The following is a 19,258-nucleotide window of genomic DNA, read 5'->3' as shown; positions in this document are numbered from 1 at the left end:
GCGTGCCATTGAAAATGTAGAAATAAAAATAACTCAAAGGAGGATTTTAAGTATTTAAAACCAATTCTTCAAATGAGGACACGCCCTAGAAATAATGCTATAGGGTCTACTCCTTGAGTGTTGTTCATTTTATGTTGTCTGATCTGCTATGAATACTTTTTTTCTTTAGACTTTTAAAGCTGTATTTTTATTCATGATTTCTATATACAATTATATTCAAGTATTTGAAATTACTTCCTAGATATAGTGAATCTTTATGATAAATCATGCTGGTTTTAAAAGCTTTGAGGAAGCAGGTCAAACGGTTTTAAAATACCTGCACACTCGCTTTGGCTTCAATTTATGGATGATCACCCGCACTGAAGGTGATGACTGGATCGTTCTGCAAAGTGAAGATAATGGCTATGGCATTAAACCTGGGCAAGTGTTTCGTTGGGCCGATTCCTTTTGCTCCCAAATGGTACAGGGCAAAGCTCCCCGCATTGCCCCCTACTCACCTGCTATTCCACTATACCGGCAGGCCGCAATAAACAAGCTGGTAGATATACAAGCATATGTAGGCCAGCCGCTTGTAAAAGAAGATGGTTCACTTTTTGGCACACTTTGTGCTATTGATCCACAACCCAAGTCAGAAATGCTTATTGAAGAGGCAGCGATTTTTGAACTATTAGCACAGATGCTGAGTTATATCTTACAAACTGAATTAAGAGAGACACAACAAATACGTAAAGCTGAACATTTTGAAGCTGAGGCCCTTAGTGATTCACTTACTGGTCTGTTTAACCGTCGTGCATGGGACAAACTGCTTGAATTAGAAGAAGAGCGCTGCAAACAATATGGCCATCCTACTGCTATATTAATGATTGATCTTAATGACCTCAAAATTACAAATGATTCTTTAGGACATGCGGCAGGTGATGAACTCATTCAAAGAATGGCTTTAACCTTAAAAGATAATATACGCAGTAATGATATTGTTGCTCGCTTAGGTGGTGATGAGTTTGCAGTACTGAGTATAGAAACCGATTTAGAGAATGCTGAGAAGCTGGTATTAAGAATTCAGCATGCGTTGGTACAAGCTGGTATTAGTGCCGCAATTGGTTTGGCAATGCGAAATCCCCAATCTGGATTATCAGCAGCTGTTTTAGAGGCTGATGAAAAGATGTATCAAGACAAAATCTTAATCAAATCAAATAGAATGGGTTAAAAAAACCGCCTTACGCGGCTTGAGCTTTTAAAAAGCTGCAACCAAAGTGGTACTTGGACCGGGTGGAGAAAGTATGAAAGCTTTTAATTATTATCAATGGTCGCAACATATCTGATGAAGAGTAGTATTTGTGAATGATGTCCTTATGCAGGTGAAGCTTTTTGCTGATCTCCGATACAGTTAGGAACTTACCCAATACCCTATTTTTAGTCATTTCAAATAGGTTTCGAATTGAACTAAGGTAAATAAAGGTCAAAGTATTTTATACTGGCAAATGGTTTTAGGTTTAATATAAATATCTAATGCCTGCCCTGCACTAAGATCTCATACCTTCTCAATCGCCTTGCCTTTTCTAGGCCTCTTATATTCCCCATTGGCAGTCTGGGCGAGAATCATTTGTGCTTTTGTACGTAATGCTATCATTGCAGCTCAACCGTACACAAACTGATGGTTTTTATCATTTCATCGCTCTTGAAGCTTTATATTATTTTCCAGAAAGCGGTTACCATCAAAAATTAAAATTCTATACGAATTACCCTACTAAAGATAAAGAACCCATTATATCTACCCACTTAAATCAGCTGCTAAAACTGGATGAGAGACGGCTTCCTTTCTAATCTAAACAAGCCTTGAATGACTACAGAGAAAAGAAATATTCAATGCTAGAATAAAAAGTCATGTAGATTATAGGTAATCATCATGGAAAGGGTGGTCATTGCAGTAATTCTGGTTATTATCCTGGTATTGCTGGTTATTTTTTATAATCAAAAGAAATAACCTATATGTTTATATCAAGTATATTGAAACATTCATGTAATTTCATAAATCTATGATGTTTCAATAATATAGACAGTATTTAATCGCCTGAAGCCAGCTTTTAGGTTTTTTATTTCTACATAAGTTTAAGCTGTTAAAAAGCCCATGATTCATGGGCTTTTTATTGCTTATTTACGCTGCTCTAAAAGCACTTTGTCAGTGACTTTCCAACCTTTACCGGCAATTTTTTGAACCGTATATTTAAACGTATTGGCTGGCAGGTTATTTCCTCCGTCCTTGCCGCCATAAGTAGCATCAGCATAATCCCGAGAAACAATCTCAAAATGCTTGCTATTGATCTGCTTTACATTACTGATAAATCTAAAGTTAATGTCAACATTGTCGCCAAAAGCTTTGTCATTCTGAACCACAAATGGTCGTGACTTGGAAAGCTTGCTGACTTCAGACATATGGAAAGAACTGCTGCCGTTTCCGCCTTTACAGCCTTTATCGCCACTCCAAAAGATATAGTACTCTGCAATACCAGTCTTTTCGTCTGAGTAAATTGGATAAATATCTTTAATCGATGTTAATTTAGCCGCTTTACCTCTTTCAAAAGAATGCCCGCATGAAGTGGATTCCGCATACTTTTGCGTTACATTTAAAACTTGGTACTTGGCTACTGCATCGGAATCAGCCATCGCCACACTACTCATACCAGTCAGCATTAATGCTGCCATTATTTTTTTTGCAAATCTTTTCAATTTAAATCTCTAAAAAATTGCTACCCTATTCATTCTATATTTTTTGACCATCTATTCAAGTAAGAAAGAAGTATGATTTCAAAACCCTTCATCTCAATAGTGGTTTTTCTTTTCTGTCATGCAAATGCAAAGAAACCATCACTGGTCCATTTAACGAAGTACTATCTTTATATCTGTGACTAAGGGTTAAAGAGAAATTTTATGCAATATATCAGTGGTATTTCTCTTATTGCTTTCATACTTACTGGGCTGTAATTCCTATCCTAAAGAAATGATCAGTCCTGTAGAGAGTAGCGTACCCAGCATTTCCATCCTCACTCCCGCACAGATTCATGACTCACCCTCAGCAGTCCAATGGATTTAATCCTTAAGTTTAAATCGTCAGATAATTTTGAAACTGCGCTGCTGACGGACAACTCAAATAGAACGGTCATGTTGAAAAGAGCGTCTGCTGCGAACGGTGTATTGATGCCTGATGACGAAGGTGTTTCTATTCACTTTAAAAGTGGAGAAGGCCTTGTAGGGTTTGTGAAAGACCGACCTATCCCTATCCAAGAGTTTAAAGAATAGTTATCAAATTCTTGAACAAACCCACCGCATTGGTAGGTTGGTTTTTTAAAGCCTGGAATCAATACATGCGCTCATAAGGGTACAAGCTCTATCAGAGCTTCTTCCACGTCATATTGCTCATCGTATTGCTTCCCTTGGCTTTGCCTTGAACTTTGAGCAAATCTCTTGATTCATTTAATTGAGCATCAATATGGTAGGTTTTCCCATCCTGCGTATTGATCCACACTCCTTTACTGAATTGCTGATCTTTACCATTAGCAACCAGTCCTCTTAATGTTTCCATTCCAAAAAATGGCTGATTTTTTAGTACGCCCACGCATTTGGTACACACTTCACTCATTGGAGCACCTGGCAATGGGTAGTTTTTGGTCACAACGGCACTATACTGTTCTGTTTTAGAATCCTTGCGGATTACAATATCTGAAATATAATATCCAGTACGGTCATCGATGACCTTCCATGTGCCAATTAATGGATCAAAAGGCATGGCAGCTAAGGGGTTAATCATTCCAAGCAGGAGTGCAACAGCACCAATAAATTTAAACTTCATATAGAGACATTTTACAATTAAGTTAAAAAGCACAGAGAGGTGCCGAGTGCGGGAAATTATACCCCCTATTTTTTTAATATAGACAGAAATTTCACTAAAATTATATATATCCAATACATGTAAAAAAACGAATAGTTTGACGAGGCCATATCTGCCAGAATAAACATCGTTTAAATCGGTTCAATAGAACCACTCTAAAATAATTATCCCAAAAAACACTAAACTAGTGTACCCCCTTAGTCACTGGGCACACTTTTATACGGTTACCTTAGTGAGTCGAAATCCGTTTAATAATTAAACGTTTGTCCCAAGGAATAAACCATCAGGGTGATAAGCAATACAACGAATATAGATATAGCTATTTCTGTTTTTGTCATTTGATCTACCCTTATTTAAGGCTGTACCTCCTTTATACAGCGCTTAAATAATATTCTAAATAACAAAATATTACACTTTCATAATTCTTTGCAACAAAATAAAACATACTTTAATTTTAAAATTTAGCTTTCTTTTTTAAGTTTAAGCAAGCTTTATCGACTCTCAGAAACCAATTAAAAAATTGAAAAATATAAAGATATATAGATAAATCATTAAACTAAAACCAGACTTCTTTTAATGACAAACCTGAATACTTGAGATAAGGAACTGTATATTGGCAAACTCGTAGAGTGGTATTAAAGCTATTAAATCTTTTTATTTAAGTAACTTTTGACTCAATTGTGATACCGGAGAAAAGATTTCTTTCTTTGATCTTTTCATTATCCTGAAACTTACAAACACTCTACTTAATTAAAGCCACCAAAGACATTGACCTTTAATAATAAATTAGTTTAAATATTCCCCGTATTATGTGGTTTTTTTATATAAATGGAGAAAGTTTATCCTAAATACTTAAGTCTATTAAATTGACTTAAAGTAAAACCCCATTTAGTTCGAAAATGGGGTTACTGTCTTGTTTTCGACACTTTGAAAGTGAAAGACACTTATATCGTTTCTTTTAAATCAGCACTCTCTTCTTTAACGTCCTCATCATCCATATACTTGATTTCAGTCGCGCCATGTAGACCCAATAAACAGCATATAAATTGGAACATGTATTTCTCCTAACTTTAAAAGCTTGATCATGAGCAGAGCTTTTATGAGTGAAAGATAGTACTCGATATTCAATTATTCTAGAAAAAGTCTTACTAAACTTGCCACCTGCCTCAGATTAATCCTCAAGCATAGGGTAATTAGGTACGTACAGGCTCCTCATCCTGATTTTTTGTTGAGTGATCTTTATCCTTCATCTGACACATTTTGCTCTTACAAGACTTATAGCAGCAACCCACCATTACGCCTATACCAAATGCACAAATACACTTTATCATTGCTCTGTCCTATATTTTCACTAAAACAGCTATATAAATAGCATCTATTCATGTTTCACTCTTGCAGGGATTGTCAGTTTTTATGTTGCCTATGAAAACTTATGTGAAGGCTGCAATTTCAGAAAATGATTCTTTGATAACACGTAATTCAAACAATAAAAATGTATGATTTTCTACTGAGGAATATTATTAAAATTTTGATCTATAGTTGTTTTATTAAATTTTCTCGATAATCTTAAGATAGTAGCGACTTTTAAAAAAATATGGATGCGACTATAGATCATTTTTTATTACTAAACTCTTCATTCAGACGGCTTGTAACTTAAAGATCAGTGTGTATTTGTATATTTCTCTCTATACTTTTCTCAGGACGAATAACAGAATCTGAATAATATGAAACTACCTATATGTTTGAGCACCTTCTTAGTACTCACCTTAACTGGCTGTCAGAAACAGCAGGCAGATGTATCTTCTGAACCAGACCCCACCATTAAAGCACAGTTTGAACAATCAGATAATCGTTTAAGTGCCTATCTGGATCAATTGGATTCTTCTATACTGAGCATTGAAGAGCGCACCCGTATCCTTTGTGAAGATTATCCTAAAGAATATAAAACTTATTATATGCCATCACTGCTTAAACTTGCACCTAAAGAATATACTGAACCGGGCTTGCTGAAGGACTTAGATAATGCCCTGAATTTTTATAAGATTAAAGCCAACATTCAGTGTTAATAAAAAAATGAACAAATAAAGTCCAAATAAAAACCGCCTGAAAAGGCGGTCTTTATTTTGAAAAAGGATAACCTAAATCACATTAGTGCTGCAGATTCTGCTGATCTTATTGATCGCACCAATGTTATTGATTTTGATTACGCTGATTCTGTTGTTCTTGCTGATTACGTTGCGGCTGTTGTTGTTGCTGCTGATTAGGATTTTGCTGTTTTTGGTTCTGTTGCTGCTGATTAGGGTTTTGTTGGTTGTTTCTTTGACCTTGCTGGTTTTGCTGGTCTTGTTGTTGCTGTTGCTGGTTTTGTTGATTCTGTTGATCTTGCTGGTTCTGTTGATTAGTCATGGGTATTCTCCTTAGGTTTCGCTTTAATCAAAAGCCGATATATATATTTTCGACTTGCCCTCTACTCTACTCAGTTTTTAAACTTCGCCAACCCGTAAGCTGTTACATATTAATTCAATGTAAAAAATAGTAATTTAAGTAATTGAAATTTAATTTATAAAGAAACAAAGATTACTTTTTATAATGCAAAAAATACATAATAAAAAATATTAAGCCAAATTTTTTATTCCTTTATAAAAAACAAAAACTTAATAAGGGCTTCTTGTAAAGAAGAAAATAATTTAGGTTTAGATACTGAAACAAAAAGAATATCCATTTTATATAAAATATTTAATTTCAAATACTTAAAAAAATAATGAAATTCATCTATACTATTTTTATAAAGCCTGAAAGAAAAAAATATGTCTATTTTATGCAATTTATTTAAATCTCACACTTACATTAAAACACACTCTATAAAGTAAAAATTTAAAAAGATAGATTTTCCAAATAACAGAAATATATATCTATAAAATAGAAATAGCTTTAGATTTTTATTTTCAAATATAAATAAGGCAATAATATTTATAAAAAAAATCAGGCCTTCTATAAATACCTAAAAGACCTGATGGATGTTGCAGTTATTTATCGTATTGAGCAATCACTTTTACAATAATCGTTTGTGATTCTTCCTGCTCTTCAGCGAGATACAGACGCTTTAACTCTTTACTGGTTACTTTAAAATTCAGATTTTGATAAGAAATAGTAGGGGGAATTTGATCAAAATATTGGCCATCCGCATCAATTTCTTCCTGAAATAAAGGTGTACCCAATTGATAGTCCAGACTTTTTAATACGACATATTTTACTGTAGTTTTCATTCTTACCACCTACTTTTACTCAGCTCTTTATTTTTGTTTTACCATTATTCCTATGAGGAAGAAACTATTAATTGCAGAGATTGCCCAAGCTTTAAACAGTCAGCCCCTAGCTCTTCTTTTAAACTACAAATTTATAAATTTGCAATTTATTTTTACCTTATATCAAAATTAAAGCCCTATTCAGAGTTGATACCCAGCCAGAACCGGTCTAAATTAAACTTAAGCTATCTCTTATCAAAATGTGCACTATGCTTAAAACATGTTGTGAATTACTTGAAGAAAAAGAGATCAAGATCGCCTTCATTGAAAGTGCGAGTTCTGGGTATCTGACCAGTCAATTCTCCATCTGTAAAGGAGAAGGTGCCGAAACTTTACTGGGCGGTTTGGTCTGCTATGACGTCGGTGTCAAAGTCTCGGTACTGGGTCTATCACAGGATCTAATCAATAGTTACACCGCAGAATCTATGCCTGTCACTGTTGCATTGGCTCAGGCAGGCAAAAAAATGTTTCAGAATGCAGACTGGGTGATTGCCTGTACTGGCCTGCTTAAGCCTGGAGGCAGTGCTACACCAGAAAAACCGGAAGGCACGTTTTTTATCGCGATTGATGATGGAGCTCAGGTTCATAAGTTACACTACTATTTGAAAGGTACCCCTCAGCAGCGTTTAAACAAATTAGTAGCAGTTTTGGCACACGATATGATTAATCTGCTCAATCAGTAAGACTTCATTATTTCTACCCTATTTTAAGATAAATTAAGCTTATCCCCACTATAATAAGGTTTGATGAGCAATGAAAATAAAAGCTATCATTTCGGTTTTACTGGTTGGTTTGCCTTGTGCGGCGTTTGCCACAGTGGGCGGACCTCAGAATATTGAAGTCTTAGGGTATGAGGTTAAAGATCAAAAGCTCTACCTGATGCGCCATTATCTGGATGGCCGAGGCCGTTTACCGCAACTGTATTATTATAATTTTAAATCCAAGCAGCCAAACCAGCTGGTGATGGTGAATTCCCTGTATATTAATCCGAAGACCAAACGTATTGATTATGATCAAAGTAGTCAAAAATTTGATCAGGAAATTGCCAAAATCAAGAAGCGTTTAATTCCAGTCATTCCGGTAAAAAAACAGAATATTCGACTTGAATTATTAAAAACCAGCAAAGGCTATGCGCCTGCCTGGTATGATCCACAAGAGAAAGTGCCAAAATGGACCTACCAATATCAAGTAAAATCTGGCTCACAAAAAAGTCCGACTCATCAAGCGGTCAGTTATCAGCAAGGTTTAAAAATCAGCCAGGCCTATAAAGTTCCTAAACAGAATAAAACACTGGTGACAATCAAATATTTGGGTATTCCTTTTGAAACCGGTTATACCATTGAAGACCCGGTACTGTTAAGCCGTTAAGCTTGAATTTAATAAAAATAAAGCCTCTCATGAGGCTTTATTTTTTTAATCAGCAACTCATTATTCAGATCAGGCTGCTGAACTACGCTCTGCAATAGGAATGACTTTTCGCAGCTCTGGACCGGTATAATCTGCGCTTGGACGGATAATACGATTATCCGCACGCTGTTCCATTACATGCGCTGCCCAGCCAGTTATACGTGACATGACGAAAATCGGGGTGAACAGCTTGGTTGGAATCCGCATAAAGTGGTATGCCGAAGCATGAAAGAAATCAGCATTACAGAACAGTTTTTTCTCACGCCACATCACTTCTTCACAACGTACAGAAACCGGATACAATACGGTATCACCCACATCTTTGGCCAGACGCTCAGACCAGACTTTAATAATGGCATTACGCGGATCAGAGTCTTTGTAAATTGCATGTCCGAAACCCATGATTTTTTCTTTACGTTCCAGCATGCCCAGCATTTCGCGTTCAGCTTCTTCTGGAGACTGCCAGTTTTCAATCATGTCCATTGCTGCTTCATTGGCACCACCATGCAAAGGCCCACGCAGGGAACCAATCGCTCCAGTGATACAGGAATGCATATCAGACAGAGTAGAGGCACAGACACGAGCCGTAAAGGTTGAAGCATTAAATTCATGCTCTGCATATAAAATGAGAGACACGTTCATAACCTGCTCATGCAACTCATTGGATTTTTCACCATGCAACAGATGCAGGAATTGTGCGCCGATAGAATCATCATCGGTATTTTCTTCAATATGCACACCATCGTGGCTATAACGATACCAGTAGCAGATGATCGCAGGTAAGGTGGCCAGGATACGATCTGCGACATCCTGCTGCTGTTCGAAGGACTGTTCAGTTTCCAGGTTACCTAGCATGGAAACCCCTGTACGCATGACATCCATAGGATGTGAATCCGCAGGAATACGCTCAAGCACTTCTTTTAGGGCTTGCGGCAAGGCACGTAAAGATTTTAATTTTGCTTTATAGGCTGCTAATTGTTCTGAATCTGGCAATTCACCAAAGAATATTAAATAAGCTACTTCTTCAAACTGACAGTTTTCCGCCAGATCCTGCACGTCATAGCCGCGATAGGTCAGACCTGCACCGCTTTTACCGACGGTTGAAAGTGAGGTTTTCCCTGCCACTTGTCCGCGCAATCCTGCGCCAGTAAGTACTTTTCCTTCAGCCATTGTTTTAATTCTCCTGTTTAAACAGTTTATCTAATGTGTTTTCAAAGCTGTGATAGTCTAAAAATTCGTAAAGCTCTTTTCGTTGTTGCATCTGATCTAAAACATGTACCTGTGTACCATGTTCACGAACGGAGCGCATCACCTCAAGTGCTGCTTTTTGCATGGCGCGCGTTGCAGAAAGTGGATACAAGACCATACGTATGCCCTGCTCGGCCAGCTCTTCCGTCGTATAATATGGCGTATCGCCAAATTCGGTAATATTGGCCAGTACCGGCACCCCTACAGCATCACAAACGGTACGGTACATGGTGATGTCCGTCATGGCTTCGGCAAAAATTGCATCTGCGCCCGCTTCAACACAGGCACAAGCGCGGTCAATAACAGCCTGCAGACCTTCTTTTTGTAGCGCATCGGTACGTGCCATCACCACAAAATTGGAATCGGTTTTGGCATCCGCTGCTGCTTTAATCCGGTCCACCATTTCCTGCTGACTCACAATTTCCTTATTCGGACGGTGGCCGCACCGCTTTTGTGCCACCTGATCTTCAATATGGACCGCCGCTGCACCAGCCGCAATCATCTGTTTAATGCTACGTGAAATATTGAATGCACCGCCCCAGCCTGTATCAATATCAACCAAAAGTGGCGTATCGACACGCTCAGTAATGCGGCGTACATCTTCCAGAACATTATCTAGACTGGTCATTCCAAGATCTGGTAAGCCATAAGAATAGTTTGCTACACCAGCACCAGAGAGATAAATGGCTTTATAACCGACCTGGTTGGCCATCATGGCAGCATAGGCATTTACGGTACCCATAATTTGTAATGGTTTTTCGACTTCAAGTGCTTGTCTAAACTTTAAACCTGCAGACATTTGTTCTGTCATCTTCCCTTCCACAGTTCTGGCTATAATTATTGAAATTTGAGTATACCAATTTGATTGGTGTACACCATTCCATTCTAGAACAAATACTCTAAAACTTTAGTCAAATAATAGGTTTTTATTGCCGACCTGTTTTTCGTGATTGCCATTATTCTTAATAGAGCATGCTGTTAAGAATAATGTTCATCTAAAAATTAAATAAAATGAGCATTACTTCCTCTTTAATAGGAGCATCTCTTAATATATCCAGCACCCTAGCCAAATACACTTCAACACAGCACGCTGTACATATATTTGTTATAATCTCAATATCTACTTCATTCAATTGATTAATTTTTAACCAATATGCAAGACCTTGCTCATCTGGAACCCCTCGCCAAAGATCTGCCGCAAACCAAACGCGGCCATGATCGTTGCATTGCGTTGCTTGTCAGTGCAACCGAGCTTTTTCTGGAGCATAGTTATGATGCAGTCTCACTGGATGATATTGTTCAGCATGCTGGTGGTTCCAAGGCCTCTATTTATAAATATTTTGGCAATAAAGAAGGGCTATTTAAAGCGATCTGTGACTATCGCCGTGAAAAGTTTTTTGAACAAATCAGCATTCCTATTGAATTGATGGCCTTGGATTTTCGTCGTTATTTGGTAGAAACTCTGTTAAATTTTTATCATCAAATTATGACGCCTGAAAATTCGGCATTTATGCGTCTGGTCTTTGAACAGAGTCAGCGTAATCCAGATCTGGCTTTACATATTCATCAACGCGGACCTGTACATGTTCAGACTTCAATTGCCAATGCACTAGAACAGGCAGATGCCAAAGGCGTACTACGTTGTGAAAATCCAATGTATTCGGCTCAGTTATATTTTGGTATTTTACGCAATCTGGAATGGCGTATTCTAATGGGAATTCAGGAAGAAGAGAGTGATGAAGAAATTACCAAGTATATTCATTACTGCGTAGACCGCTTTTTAGAAGGTCATCAAAAAGTCTAGTTTTTTTGCATTTTCCATCTCATATAGTATATTAGCCGATTCCGTATTTTTCTTAACTCACTAACCAACAACTAATTGTTGATCGGATTTTCAGCAATTATTGTGGAGTAACCAATGGCTCTCCGTCACTTTCTCACTTTACGCGATTTATCGACTTTAGAACTCAACCAAATATTGCAACGCGCTATTGAGCTCAAGCGCAAACAGCATAATGATGAAGTTTTCCAACCCTTTGTTGGCAAAGTCATGGGCATGATTTTTGAGAAATCCAGTACCCGTACGCGCGTTTCGTTTGAAGCGGGCATGAGCCAGTTTGGCGGTAGTGCTATTTTTCTGTCATCACGTGATACCCAGTTAGGTCGTGGTGAACCTATTGAAGACTCAGCACGCGTTATTTCCAGCATGCTGGATATCGTAATGATCCGTACTTTTGGTCATGACATCGTTGAGCGCTTTGCTTCTTATTCAAAAGTTCCAGTCATTAATGCGCTGACCGACGATCATCATCCCTGCCAGCTACTGGCTGACATGCAGACCTATCTTGAGCATCGTGGCTCAATTGAAGGTAAAACTGTGGCCTGGATTGGTGATGGCAATAATATGTGCAACTCTTATATCGAAGCGGCGCATATGTGGGGCTTTAAACTGAAAGTCGCCGCGCCTAAAGGTTATGAACCACAAGAGAAATTCCTGTCTGAATTTGCCCATTGTGTCGAGCTGGTAGATACAGCTGAAGATGCGGCGGTCAATGCAGATCTGATTGTCACTGATGTTTGGGCCAGCATGGGCCAGGAAGAAGAACAGAAAATTCGTGAAAAAGCCTTTGCTGATTATCAGGTGAATGAGCGCCTTATGGATCTTGCTCATCCGGACTGTTTGTTTATGCACTGCTTGCCTGCACATCGCGGTGAAGAGATTTCTGAAAATCTGCTTGAGCATAAAAATGCTGTGGTGTGGGATGAAGCCGAAAACCGCCTGCATGCACAAAAAGCACTGGTAGAGTTCTTATTAAATGAGAACCTGAAAAAAGACTAAGATGTATCCTCATCTTCACAAATTAAGCACCAATCTCTGGTGCTTTTTTTGTCTCAGCTCTTATAATCAGGGTTGGGACGATATAAAAAGTGATACAAGCTAATGCAAAAAAAATATTGGGCTTTCGCAGTTATTGCAGGACTCAGCAGTCTGTTCATGCAAGCGAATGCTTCTGAATTTGATCAATATCTGCAAAATAAAGGCATTCTTAACAGTAAGTTCAAAATTCAGAAAAAAGCAGAGCTGAATGAATTGCTGGCAGTACTGAGCGCTGAAGACTCCAAAACCCTACCATTACAGATTGATCAAAATACGGTTATTGAGCAATTGCAACTCACCGCAAATAAAACCAGCCTGAAGGGCATGATCACCACCCCGGACTTTGCTCAGTTTGAGACAGATTTAGGTCGTAAAGAAGTGCAAAAGCTCATTATGAAAAATCTAGTGCAAAGCTGCCCGATTTTCTTTGAGCATGAGTATCAAAAACTAAATCCGTATACCGTACAGCTTGAACTCAGTTCAGAAAAAAATCGCTACACCCTGGAACTTAAACAGAAAGATTGCGGTATCAAATGATTTGCTCATCTGCTGCATAAAATGATTTAGTCTTGCTCTGCATCACGCCATGAATGATGCAGACACTCTTACTTTTTAATAGACTGCAAGATGGAATCAGCTTTGCCCTCAACGCCGATTATCTGCTCTGGCATAATGCCGTTTACTCCCTATCTGAAGATTTAAAACATCAGAAAATGCTGCCTCCACTATTCAAAAAATAAATAGCACTATTTTTCAAGTAAAGGTTCAAAAGGTTTTATACAATTCTTATTTAAAAGGTTGTTTAACGAACCAAACCTTGGGGCTGCAACATAATAATCAGCGCACCTAAAATCACGACCATTCCACCCAGTAAATCCCAGCGAGACAGACTCACCTGATCAACAAAGCGCAACCATATCAAAGCTGAAAAAACATAGATACCCCCATAGGCCGCATAGATACGCCCGGAAGCGGCTGGGTGTAATGTTAATAACCAGACAAAAGCAGCCAACGCCAATGCGGTAGGAAGCCATAACCAGTGGCTTCTCCCCTGATTTAGAATCAGGTAAGGAAAATAACAGCCCAAAATTTCCATAAGCGCCGTGACCAAAAACAGGCAAAACGTGGTGAACAGCTTTGTAACTTGAATATCCATGATTTAACTATTGAACTGTATGATTGAGTTTATTGAAAAATATGAGTGCATGAAAAAAACCCGTGCTTGCACGGGTTTAATTCTTTCTTCAAGCTTAGGCAGGTTCAGCGGTCTGATCTTCAAACACTTCAAGTTTCAAGCCAACTGCTTTACCATCTTCTTTTTTCACGGATACGGCCACATTGCCACCGTTTTCAGCCAGCTCACCAAACAGAATCATTTCTGCCAGCGGCTTCTTCAGATGTTCTTGAATCAGTCGCTGCATTGGACGAGCACCCATTAAACGGTCATAGCCGTGTTCAGCCATCCATTCACGGGCACTGTGATCCACCTCCAGAATGACTTTCTTCTCATCCAGTTGTGCCTGAAGTTCGGTCAGGAACTTATCAACTACATTTTCAATAACTGTAGTTGCCAAAGCTTTAAACTGAATCACGCCGTCCAGACGGTTACGGAATTCAGGTGAGAAGGCTTTCTTCATGGCTTCCTGGTTGTCATTGCTGTTGTCCTGCTCCATAAAACCAATGCTGACACGGGAAATACTTTCTGCGCCAATATTGGTGGTCAGCACCAGAACCACATTCCGGAAGTCCGACTTGCGGCCATTATTATCTGTTAGTGAACCATGATCCATGATCTGCAATAACAGGTTAAATACATCTGGATGAGCCTTTTCAATTTCATCCAGAAGCAGCACACAATGTGGATGCTTGTGAATTGCATCAGTGAGCAGCCCACCCTGATCAAAGCCAACATAGCCCGGAGGTGCACCGATCAGACGAGATACTGCATGACGTTCCATATATTCAGACATATCAAAACGGACCAGCTCTACACCCATTAACTTGGCCAGCTGTTTAGTGACTTCAGTCTTACCTACACCTGTAGGACCTGCAAAAACGAAGCTGCCGACTGGCTTATCCGGAGATTTCAGGCCCGCACGTGACAGTTTAATAGCAGAAGCGAGCGCTTCAATGGCTTCATCCTGACCAAAAACCACACGTTTCAGATCACGTTCCAGATTTTCAAGGACAGTCTTATCATCTTTAGACACTGTTTTCGGCGGAATACGGGCAATCTTGGAAATAATATCCTCAATATTTTCCACCGTAATCAGGCTATTGTCCTGCTCAGCTTTCAGACGGCGCTGTGCACCTGCCTCATCAATTACATCAATCGCCTTATCTGGCAAGAAACGGTCATTGATAAACTTGGCAGACAGTTCTACTGCAGATACCAAGGCCTGATCGTCATACTGAACATGGTGAAAATCTTCAAATTTCGATTTCAGACCACGCAAAATATCAATAGTTTCTGAAATAGAAGGCTCATTCACATCAATTTTCTGGAAACGGCGCGACAAGGCATGATCTTTTTCAAAAACCTGACGATATTCCTGAAAAGTCGTTGAACCGATACAACGCAATGAACCATTTGCCAGTGCCGGTTTGATCAGATTCGAGGCATCCATGGTGCTCCCCATACTCGAGCCTGCACCAATAATCATATGAATTTCATCAATAAACAGGATGGCTTCCGGTTTTTTCTTTAAAGCATTGAGGAGTTGTTTCAGGCGTTTTTCAAAATCACCCCGATATTTGGTTCCTGCGACCAAAGCACCAATATCCAGACTGAATATCTCTGCATTTTCCAGCGGTTTTGGTGCTTTACCGTTCACAATTAGCCAAGCCAGACCCTCCGCAATCGAGGTTTTACCTACGCCCGGGTCACCGACCAATAATGGATTATTTTTACGGCGGCGACATAAAATCTGTGCAGCACGTTCAATTTCTTTTTCACGACCAATTAAAGGGTCTGTTTTGCCACGCTGGGCTTCTACATTCAGATTGGTGGTATAGAGTTCCAGCGGTCCTGAATTCGCAGAAGATGCAGACTCTCCTTCCAACTCTTCAATTTCTTCTTCAGACGGCACATCATCCTTACGTGTGCCGTGCGAAAGATATTGAGTCAAAGTTAAACGATTAATCTGGTGACGTTTCAACAAATAAACAGCAAATGAATCCCGCTCAGAATACATGGCCACCAGAATATCTGCGCCTTCTACCGTCCGGTCACCACCACTGGATTGCACATGGAAAATTGCACGCTGCAAAATACGGTCAAAGCTTTCGGTAGGATGAGGTGCCTGATCGCTATTCTCAGCGAGTTTAGGGGTATGTTGTTCTACGTAATCTTCCAATTCTTTACGCAGCACGATAATGTCCGCGCCACATGCTTTAAGAGCATTAACGGCTGAATCATTATCAAGTAGAGCCAATAATAAATGCTCTACTGTCAGGAATTCATGTCTCTTCTGACGAGCCATGCTGACAGCCAAACGTAGTGATACTTCTAATTGACGACTGAGCATGCAACCCCCTTAGTTTTTAGGCTCAATCTGGCAAAGTAATGGATGACCTTGAGATCGAGCGCAATTGTTAACTTGGTTCGCTTTGGTTTCCGCAATATCCCGTGGATAGACCCCAGCTATACCTTTCCCTTCATAATGTACAGTTAGCATCACTTGAGTTGCTTGGTCAAGATTCATTGCAAAGTATTGTTGTAAAATTTCAATTACAAACTCCATAGGGGTATAATCGTCATTCATCAATACCACTGCATACATCGGTGGACGCTTTAATTCTGGAGGCGCAGTCTGTACTGCAATATCTGAATCACCCTCATGATCGGGTTCAGTGCTTAAACGCGGACTCATATGCCAATCAACAATTCCAGACTGATAAAAAGAATTTTTGACATCACTTAAACACATTTGACGTTTATTGTTTGGCATAAGATTTCTATTTCACACTTAATTTGCATTTGCTTCGGTCTTAGGAATTTCAGACAACACAGTAGACGGACTTTCTACCGCTTTTCCTTGATCCCAGCTAAAACGGCGTGTGACCGGTTTAGAACCCGTCAAGCGCACTTCGATAAATTCTGGTCTAAAGCCTTTGGGCATGGTCCAGCGCCCAGTAAGACGTTCATAGTTTTCAAAATTGAAACTCTTATCCTCCATCGGCACGACCAGAATTTCTGAGCCTTTGATCAGACGCATTTCGACGGAACCGGATACCCGATTTTTGCCTGGACTGACCTGAATCAGATCAAGCTGATATTCAAATGCACTGTCTGGCAAAGGCTTAATGCCAACATGCTGGACAGTCAAGGCCAAACCACCACGCTGACGTAAAATTTCCCGGTAAATTGTACCCAGACTTTCTGCCTGAGCCTGTTCATCCTGGGCTTTGGTCATGGCCAGATAGAGGTCATTGGTATTGCTGACCGCCAGATCTCGTTCCTGAACCGCAGTATTCAAACTTTTATTCATGCTTTCCAGACTGGCTTTCTGCTTTTGTACTACTTCGACCAACTGTTCAGCATCAGCATCAAATCCGACCACAGTCAAACCCTGACGGTGTCCGACCGTATAGCCCAGTAAGCCACTGCCCAACATCAATACTACTGCACCAACAACCAGAGGCGTGCTACCTTTCATCAAAGGTTTTTTTTCATCCGGCTCTTGAGGGATCGTCGCGTTTGAGTCTGTATTCGGCATTTTGATCTCTAATTCGATTTATTCAAAACACACATTTAAATCTAAATCTAAATGTGTGTGAAGTTCTAATACGTTTTTTATGGTAATAAGCCGATATTATTCAAGCCAGCATCTTCTGCAAAACCAAACATCAGGTTCATGTTCTGCACTGCCTGACCTGCTGCACCCTTAACCAGATTGTCTTGAGCGACCAGTATCACCAGCTTGGCCGGCTGTGGCTTATATAAAGCAATCCGTAATTCATTGGCGCCACGTACTGAACGGGTTTCAGGTGAACTGCCGGCCGGCATCACATCTACAAATTTTTCGCCAGCATAGTACTGTTCATATAATGCCTGCAAATCTGCAGCCTGGCCGGCTTCGGTAAGGTCGATATAAATAGTCGACAACATACCGCGGATCATCGGGACAAGATGCGGAACAAACAGGATCTGATCAAATACACCCTGCTGTCCTGAGATATTTTCTAGGGCTTCAACAATTTCCGGGTGATGACGATGACCTGCTACTCCATAAGCCTTGAAGTTATCTGAATTCTCAGAATAAATCATGCCCAGGCTGGCTTTACGGCCTGCACCAGAAACACCTGATTTCGCATCAATAATAATACTCTCAGGCTTCACCAAAACTTCGTTAGCTTGCAAAACTGGTGCCAGACCAAGCTGTACAGTCGTTGGATAACAACCCGGATTTCCAATTACACTGGCTTGTTTGATGTCTTCACGATTCAGCTCAGATAAGCCATATACAGAATTTTTTAACAGTTCTGGACATGCATGCTCCATACCATACCATTTTTCAAACTGGGCAAGATTCTGTAAACGGAAATCTGCTGCCAGATCAATCACTTTGGTATTTTCGGCCACCAGGGCTTCAGCATGCTGCATGGCAACACCATGAGGAGTTGCGAAAAACACCACATCACATGATTTAAGTAAATCCTGACTTAAATCAGAAAATTCAAGATCGGTATGACCGCGTAAGCTCGGGAACATATCATCCACACGACGGCCTGCTTCCGTACGTGATGTAAGTGCTTTCACTTGAACATTTGGATGTCGCAGCAATAGACGTAAAAGTTCAACGCCTGTATAGCCCGTACCGCCTACAATACCCACTGAAATCACGATCTTTACCTCAAAAATATCTGTTTTCTTTATAGCGTAATAGTATGACAGGAAGTTGTGGCTTTCTAAACCATTTTACTCAGGATTGATGCTTTTTTATAATTTTCAGCGGGTTGAGATTTTAAAAGTCTTGAAAGCACATACCGGTTTAATTTCCCTCATTGGTATTTAACTTTTTCCAGCTGCGATAACACAGATAAAGCCCAAAGAAAAATCCTGGCATAGCCAAAAACACAATAGGATCAGCCTGAACCGTAAACGGCGTTAGGCCAATAATGGCAAGCAGTACGGCAAGCGTCGCAAGCCACTTAGGAATTACTCTTTCCCAACTCCAGAGTAGAGCCATGATAAAGAGAATCATCCAGGCCAATACACTAGAGATGAGGACTAAATAACTGGTCCAGTGATAGGAAATCGGATTGTCAGGAGAGAGCATATTCAAGATAAAAAGCATATAGAAAAATAATGCCGGCAAAGACATTAATATAACCAGGAGACTGATGCTAAACCGATTCCAATTCATGTGAATAAATTCTAGTAGTTATGTGTCGATTTTAACCAAAATCTGAAAATGATAAAGTCTTAATTGCTTAGGCTATTAGGGCGTGTCCTCATTTGAAGAATTGGTTTTAAATACTTAAAATCCTCCTTTGAGTTATTTTTATTTCTACATTTTCAATGGCACGCAC

The 19,258-nt window shown here is 39.5% G+C and carries 20 protein-coding genes; 8 read left to right on the top strand and 12 right to left on the bottom strand.

What is annotated here, in order from left to right:
* Positions 1-259: 259 nt before the first annotated feature.
* The gene (locus tag NI467_RS12960; protein WP_253153335.1) at positions 260-1,207 is read left to right on the top strand and encodes a GGDEF domain-containing protein; all 948 of its coding nucleotides are present in this window, start codon (positions 260-262) and stop codon (positions 1,205-1,207) included.
* Between the two features lie 944 nt (positions 1,208-2,151).
* Here the strand turns inward: NI467_RS12960 and NI467_RS12955 are convergent.
* The gene (locus tag NI467_RS12955; RefSeq protein WP_253153333.1) at positions 2,152-2,727 is read right to left on the bottom strand and encodes a hypothetical protein; all 576 of its coding nucleotides are present in this window, start codon (positions 2,725-2,727) and stop codon (positions 2,152-2,154) included.
* 354 nt (positions 2,728-3,081) lie between these two features.
* On the opposite strand from NI467_RS12955, the gene NI467_RS12950 reads away from it, so the two are divergent.
* A complete protein-coding gene (locus NI467_RS12950) occupies positions 3,082-3,297 on the top strand; it encodes a hypothetical protein (protein WP_253153331.1) in 216 nt (71 codons plus the stop codon).
* Between the two features lie 91 nt (positions 3,298-3,388).
* Here NI467_RS12950 and NI467_RS12945 read toward each other — a convergent pair whose 3' ends face one another.
* The gene (locus tag NI467_RS12945; RefSeq protein WP_151206175.1) at positions 3,389-3,847 is read right to left on the bottom strand and encodes a DUF2147 domain-containing protein; all 459 of its coding nucleotides are present in this window, start codon (positions 3,845-3,847) and stop codon (positions 3,389-3,391) included.
* A gap of 1,763 nt (positions 3,848-5,610) precedes the next feature.
* On the opposite strand from NI467_RS12945, the gene NI467_RS12940 reads away from it, so the two are divergent.
* A complete protein-coding gene (locus NI467_RS12940) occupies positions 5,611-5,952 on the top strand; it encodes a hypothetical protein (RefSeq protein WP_253153329.1) in 342 nt (113 codons plus the stop codon).
* 124 nt (positions 5,953-6,076) lie between these two features.
* On the opposite strand, the gene NI467_RS12935 is transcribed toward NI467_RS12940, so the two are convergent.
* Together NI467_RS12935 and NI467_RS12930 are read right to left on the bottom strand one after the other, a co-directional pair.
* Entirely contained in the window at positions 6,077-6,292 is a 216-nt protein-coding gene (locus tag NI467_RS12935; RefSeq protein WP_151205472.1) for a hypothetical protein, read from the bottom strand.
* A 620-nt stretch (positions 6,293-6,912) separates the two neighbouring features.
* Positions 6,913-7,152, bottom strand: coding sequence for a hypothetical protein (locus NI467_RS12930; RefSeq protein WP_151205471.1), 240 nt, complete (start codon positions 7,150-7,152; stop codon positions 6,913-6,915).
* 248 nt (positions 7,153-7,400) lie between these two features.
* On the opposite strand from NI467_RS12930, the gene NI467_RS12925 reads away from it, so the two are divergent.
* Both NI467_RS12925 and NI467_RS12920 read left to right on the top strand, forming a co-directional pair.
* Positions 7,401-7,874 (top strand): CinA family protein, encoded by a 474-nt coding sequence (locus NI467_RS12925; RefSeq protein WP_253153324.1) that lies wholly within the window; start codon positions 7,401-7,403, stop codon positions 7,872-7,874.
* A gap of 70 nt (positions 7,875-7,944) precedes the next feature.
* Entirely contained in the window at positions 7,945-8,559 is a 615-nt protein-coding gene (locus NI467_RS12920; RefSeq protein ID WP_253153322.1) for an aminotransferase, read from the top strand.
* A 69-nt stretch (positions 8,560-8,628) separates the two neighbouring features.
* On the opposite strand, the gene prpC is transcribed toward NI467_RS12920, so the two are convergent.
* Together prpC and prpB are read right to left on the bottom strand one after the other, a co-directional pair.
* Positions 8,629-9,768 carry a 2-methylcitrate synthase gene (gene prpC / locus NI467_RS12915; RefSeq protein WP_253153313.1) on the bottom strand — a complete coding sequence of 380 codons (1,140 nt, stop codon included), beginning with the start codon at positions 9,766-9,768 and terminating at the stop codon, positions 8,629-8,631.
* 4 nt (positions 9,769-9,772) lie between these two features.
* Complete coding sequence (prpB, locus tag NI467_RS12910; protein ID WP_253153311.1) at positions 9,773-10,657, bottom strand: methylisocitrate lyase; 885 nt, start codon at positions 10,655-10,657, stop codon at positions 9,773-9,775.
* A 342-nt stretch (positions 10,658-10,999) separates the two neighbouring features.
* Here prpB and NI467_RS12905 point away from each other — a divergent pair, with 342 nt between their 5' ends.
* From NI467_RS12905 to NI467_RS12895, 3 genes are all read left to right on the top strand, one after another.
* Positions 11,000-11,650 (top strand): TetR/AcrR family transcriptional regulator, encoded by a 651-nt coding sequence (locus tag NI467_RS12905; RefSeq protein WP_151206169.1) that lies wholly within the window; start codon positions 11,000-11,002, stop codon positions 11,648-11,650.
* Positions 11,651-11,764: 114 nt separating this feature from the next.
* On the top strand, positions 11,765-12,685 hold the full coding sequence (gene argF, locus NI467_RS12900; protein ID WP_253153309.1) for an ornithine carbamoyltransferase: 921 nt from the start codon (positions 11,765-11,767) through the stop codon (positions 12,683-12,685).
* A 102-nt stretch (positions 12,686-12,787) separates the two neighbouring features.
* Positions 12,788-13,261 (top strand): hypothetical protein, encoded by a 474-nt coding sequence (locus tag NI467_RS12895; RefSeq protein WP_253153307.1) that lies wholly within the window; start codon positions 12,788-12,790, stop codon positions 13,259-13,261.
* Between the two features lie 265 nt (positions 13,262-13,526).
* Here NI467_RS12895 and NI467_RS12890 read toward each other — a convergent pair whose 3' ends face one another.
* From NI467_RS12890 to NI467_RS12865, 6 genes are all read right to left on the bottom strand, one after another.
* A complete protein-coding gene (locus tag NI467_RS12890) occupies positions 13,527-13,880 on the bottom strand; it encodes a YnfA family protein (protein WP_151204982.1) in 354 nt (117 codons plus the stop codon).
* Positions 13,881-13,974: 94 nt separating this feature from the next.
* Positions 13,975-16,251: an ATP-dependent Clp protease ATP-binding subunit ClpA gene (gene clpA, locus NI467_RS12885; protein ID WP_253153306.1), complete on the bottom strand. Its 2,277-nt coding sequence runs from the start codon at positions 16,249-16,251 to the stop codon at positions 13,975-13,977.
* A gap of 9 nt (positions 16,252-16,260) precedes the next feature.
* The gene (gene clpS / locus NI467_RS12880; RefSeq protein WP_253153304.1) at positions 16,261-16,674 is read right to left on the bottom strand and encodes an ATP-dependent Clp protease adapter ClpS; all 414 of its coding nucleotides are present in this window, start codon (positions 16,672-16,674) and stop codon (positions 16,261-16,263) included.
* 18 nt (positions 16,675-16,692) lie between these two features.
* A complete protein-coding gene (locus NI467_RS12875) occupies positions 16,693-17,442 on the bottom strand; it encodes a DUF6776 family protein (protein WP_253153303.1) in 750 nt (249 codons plus the stop codon).
* Positions 17,443-17,519: 77 nt separating this feature from the next.
* Positions 17,520-18,569: an N-acetyl-gamma-glutamyl-phosphate reductase gene (gene argC, locus NI467_RS12870; RefSeq protein WP_253153301.1), complete on the bottom strand. Its 1,050-nt coding sequence runs from the start codon at positions 18,567-18,569 to the stop codon at positions 17,520-17,522.
* Between the two features lie 148 nt (positions 18,570-18,717).
* Positions 18,718-19,050 (bottom strand): hypothetical protein, encoded by a 333-nt coding sequence (locus tag NI467_RS12865; protein WP_253153299.1) that lies wholly within the window; start codon positions 19,048-19,050, stop codon positions 18,718-18,720.
* Positions 19,051-19,258: the final 208 nt, after the last annotated feature.

The organism is Acinetobacter sp. S4397-1 (assembly GCF_024129285.1).
Taxonomy (GTDB): Bacteria; Pseudomonadota; Gammaproteobacteria; order Pseudomonadales; family Moraxellaceae; genus Acinetobacter; species Acinetobacter lwoffii_C.
Note: the sequence above shows the minus strand (reverse complement) of the source record. Positions and strands in the feature narration are given on the sequence as shown.

What these genes read in the sequence shown, in the direction of transcription:
- NI467_RS12940 (WP_253153329.1), top strand. Translation starts at nt 5,611, where the DNA reads ATGAAACTACCTATATGTTTGAGCACCTTCTTAGTACTCACCTTAACT.
- argF (WP_253153309.1), top strand. Translation starts at nt 11,765, where the DNA reads ATGGCTCTCCGTCACTTTCTCACTTTACGCGATTTATCGACTTTAGAA.
- NI467_RS12890 (WP_151204982.1), bottom strand. Translation starts at nt 13,880, where the DNA reads ATGGATATTCAAGTTACAAAGCTGTTCACCACGTTTTGCCTGTTTTTG.
- NI467_RS12945 (WP_151206175.1), bottom strand. Translation starts at nt 3,847, where the DNA reads ATGAAGTTTAAATTTATTGGTGCTGTTGCACTCCTGCTTGGAATGATT.
- NI467_RS12925 (WP_253153324.1), top strand. Translation starts at nt 7,401, where the DNA reads ATGCTTAAAACATGTTGTGAATTACTTGAAGAAAAAGAGATCAAGATC.
- NI467_RS12865 (WP_253153299.1), bottom strand. Translation starts at nt 19,050, where the DNA reads ATGTCTTTGCCGGCATTATTTTTCTATATGCTTTTTATCTTGAATATG.
- NI467_RS12950 (WP_253153331.1), top strand. Translation starts at nt 3,082, where the DNA reads ATGGATTTAATCCTTAAGTTTAAATCGTCAGATAATTTTGAAACTGCG.
- NI467_RS12875 (WP_253153303.1), bottom strand. Translation starts at nt 17,442, where the DNA reads ATGCCGAATACAGACTCAAACGCGACGATCCCTCAAGAGCCGGATGAA.
- NI467_RS12920 (WP_253153322.1), top strand. Translation starts at nt 7,945, where the DNA reads ATGAAAATAAAAGCTATCATTTCGGTTTTACTGGTTGGTTTGCCTTGT.
- NI467_RS12930 (WP_151205471.1), bottom strand. Translation starts at nt 7,152, where the DNA reads ATGAAAACTACAGTAAAATATGTCGTATTAAAAAGTCTGGACTATCAA.
- NI467_RS12905 (WP_151206169.1), top strand. Translation starts at nt 11,000, where the DNA reads ATGCAAGACCTTGCTCATCTGGAACCCCTCGCCAAAGATCTGCCGCAA.
- prpC (WP_253153313.1), bottom strand. Translation starts at nt 9,768, where the DNA reads ATGGCTGAAGGAAAAGTACTTACTGGCGCAGGATTGCGCGGACAAGTG.
- prpB (WP_253153311.1), bottom strand. Translation starts at nt 10,657, where the DNA reads ATGACAGAACAAATGTCTGCAGGTTTAAAGTTTAGACAAGCACTTGAA.
- NI467_RS12895 (WP_253153307.1), top strand. Translation starts at nt 12,788, where the DNA reads ATGCAAAAAAAATATTGGGCTTTCGCAGTTATTGCAGGACTCAGCAGT.
- NI467_RS12935 (WP_151205472.1), bottom strand. Translation starts at nt 6,292, where the DNA reads ATGACTAATCAACAGAACCAGCAAGATCAACAGAATCAACAAAACCAG.
- clpS (WP_253153304.1), bottom strand. Translation starts at nt 16,674, where the DNA reads ATGCCAAACAATAAACGTCAAATGTGTTTAAGTGATGTCAAAAATTCT.
- clpA (WP_253153306.1), bottom strand. Translation starts at nt 16,251, where the DNA reads ATGCTCAGTCGTCAATTAGAAGTATCACTACGTTTGGCTGTCAGCATG.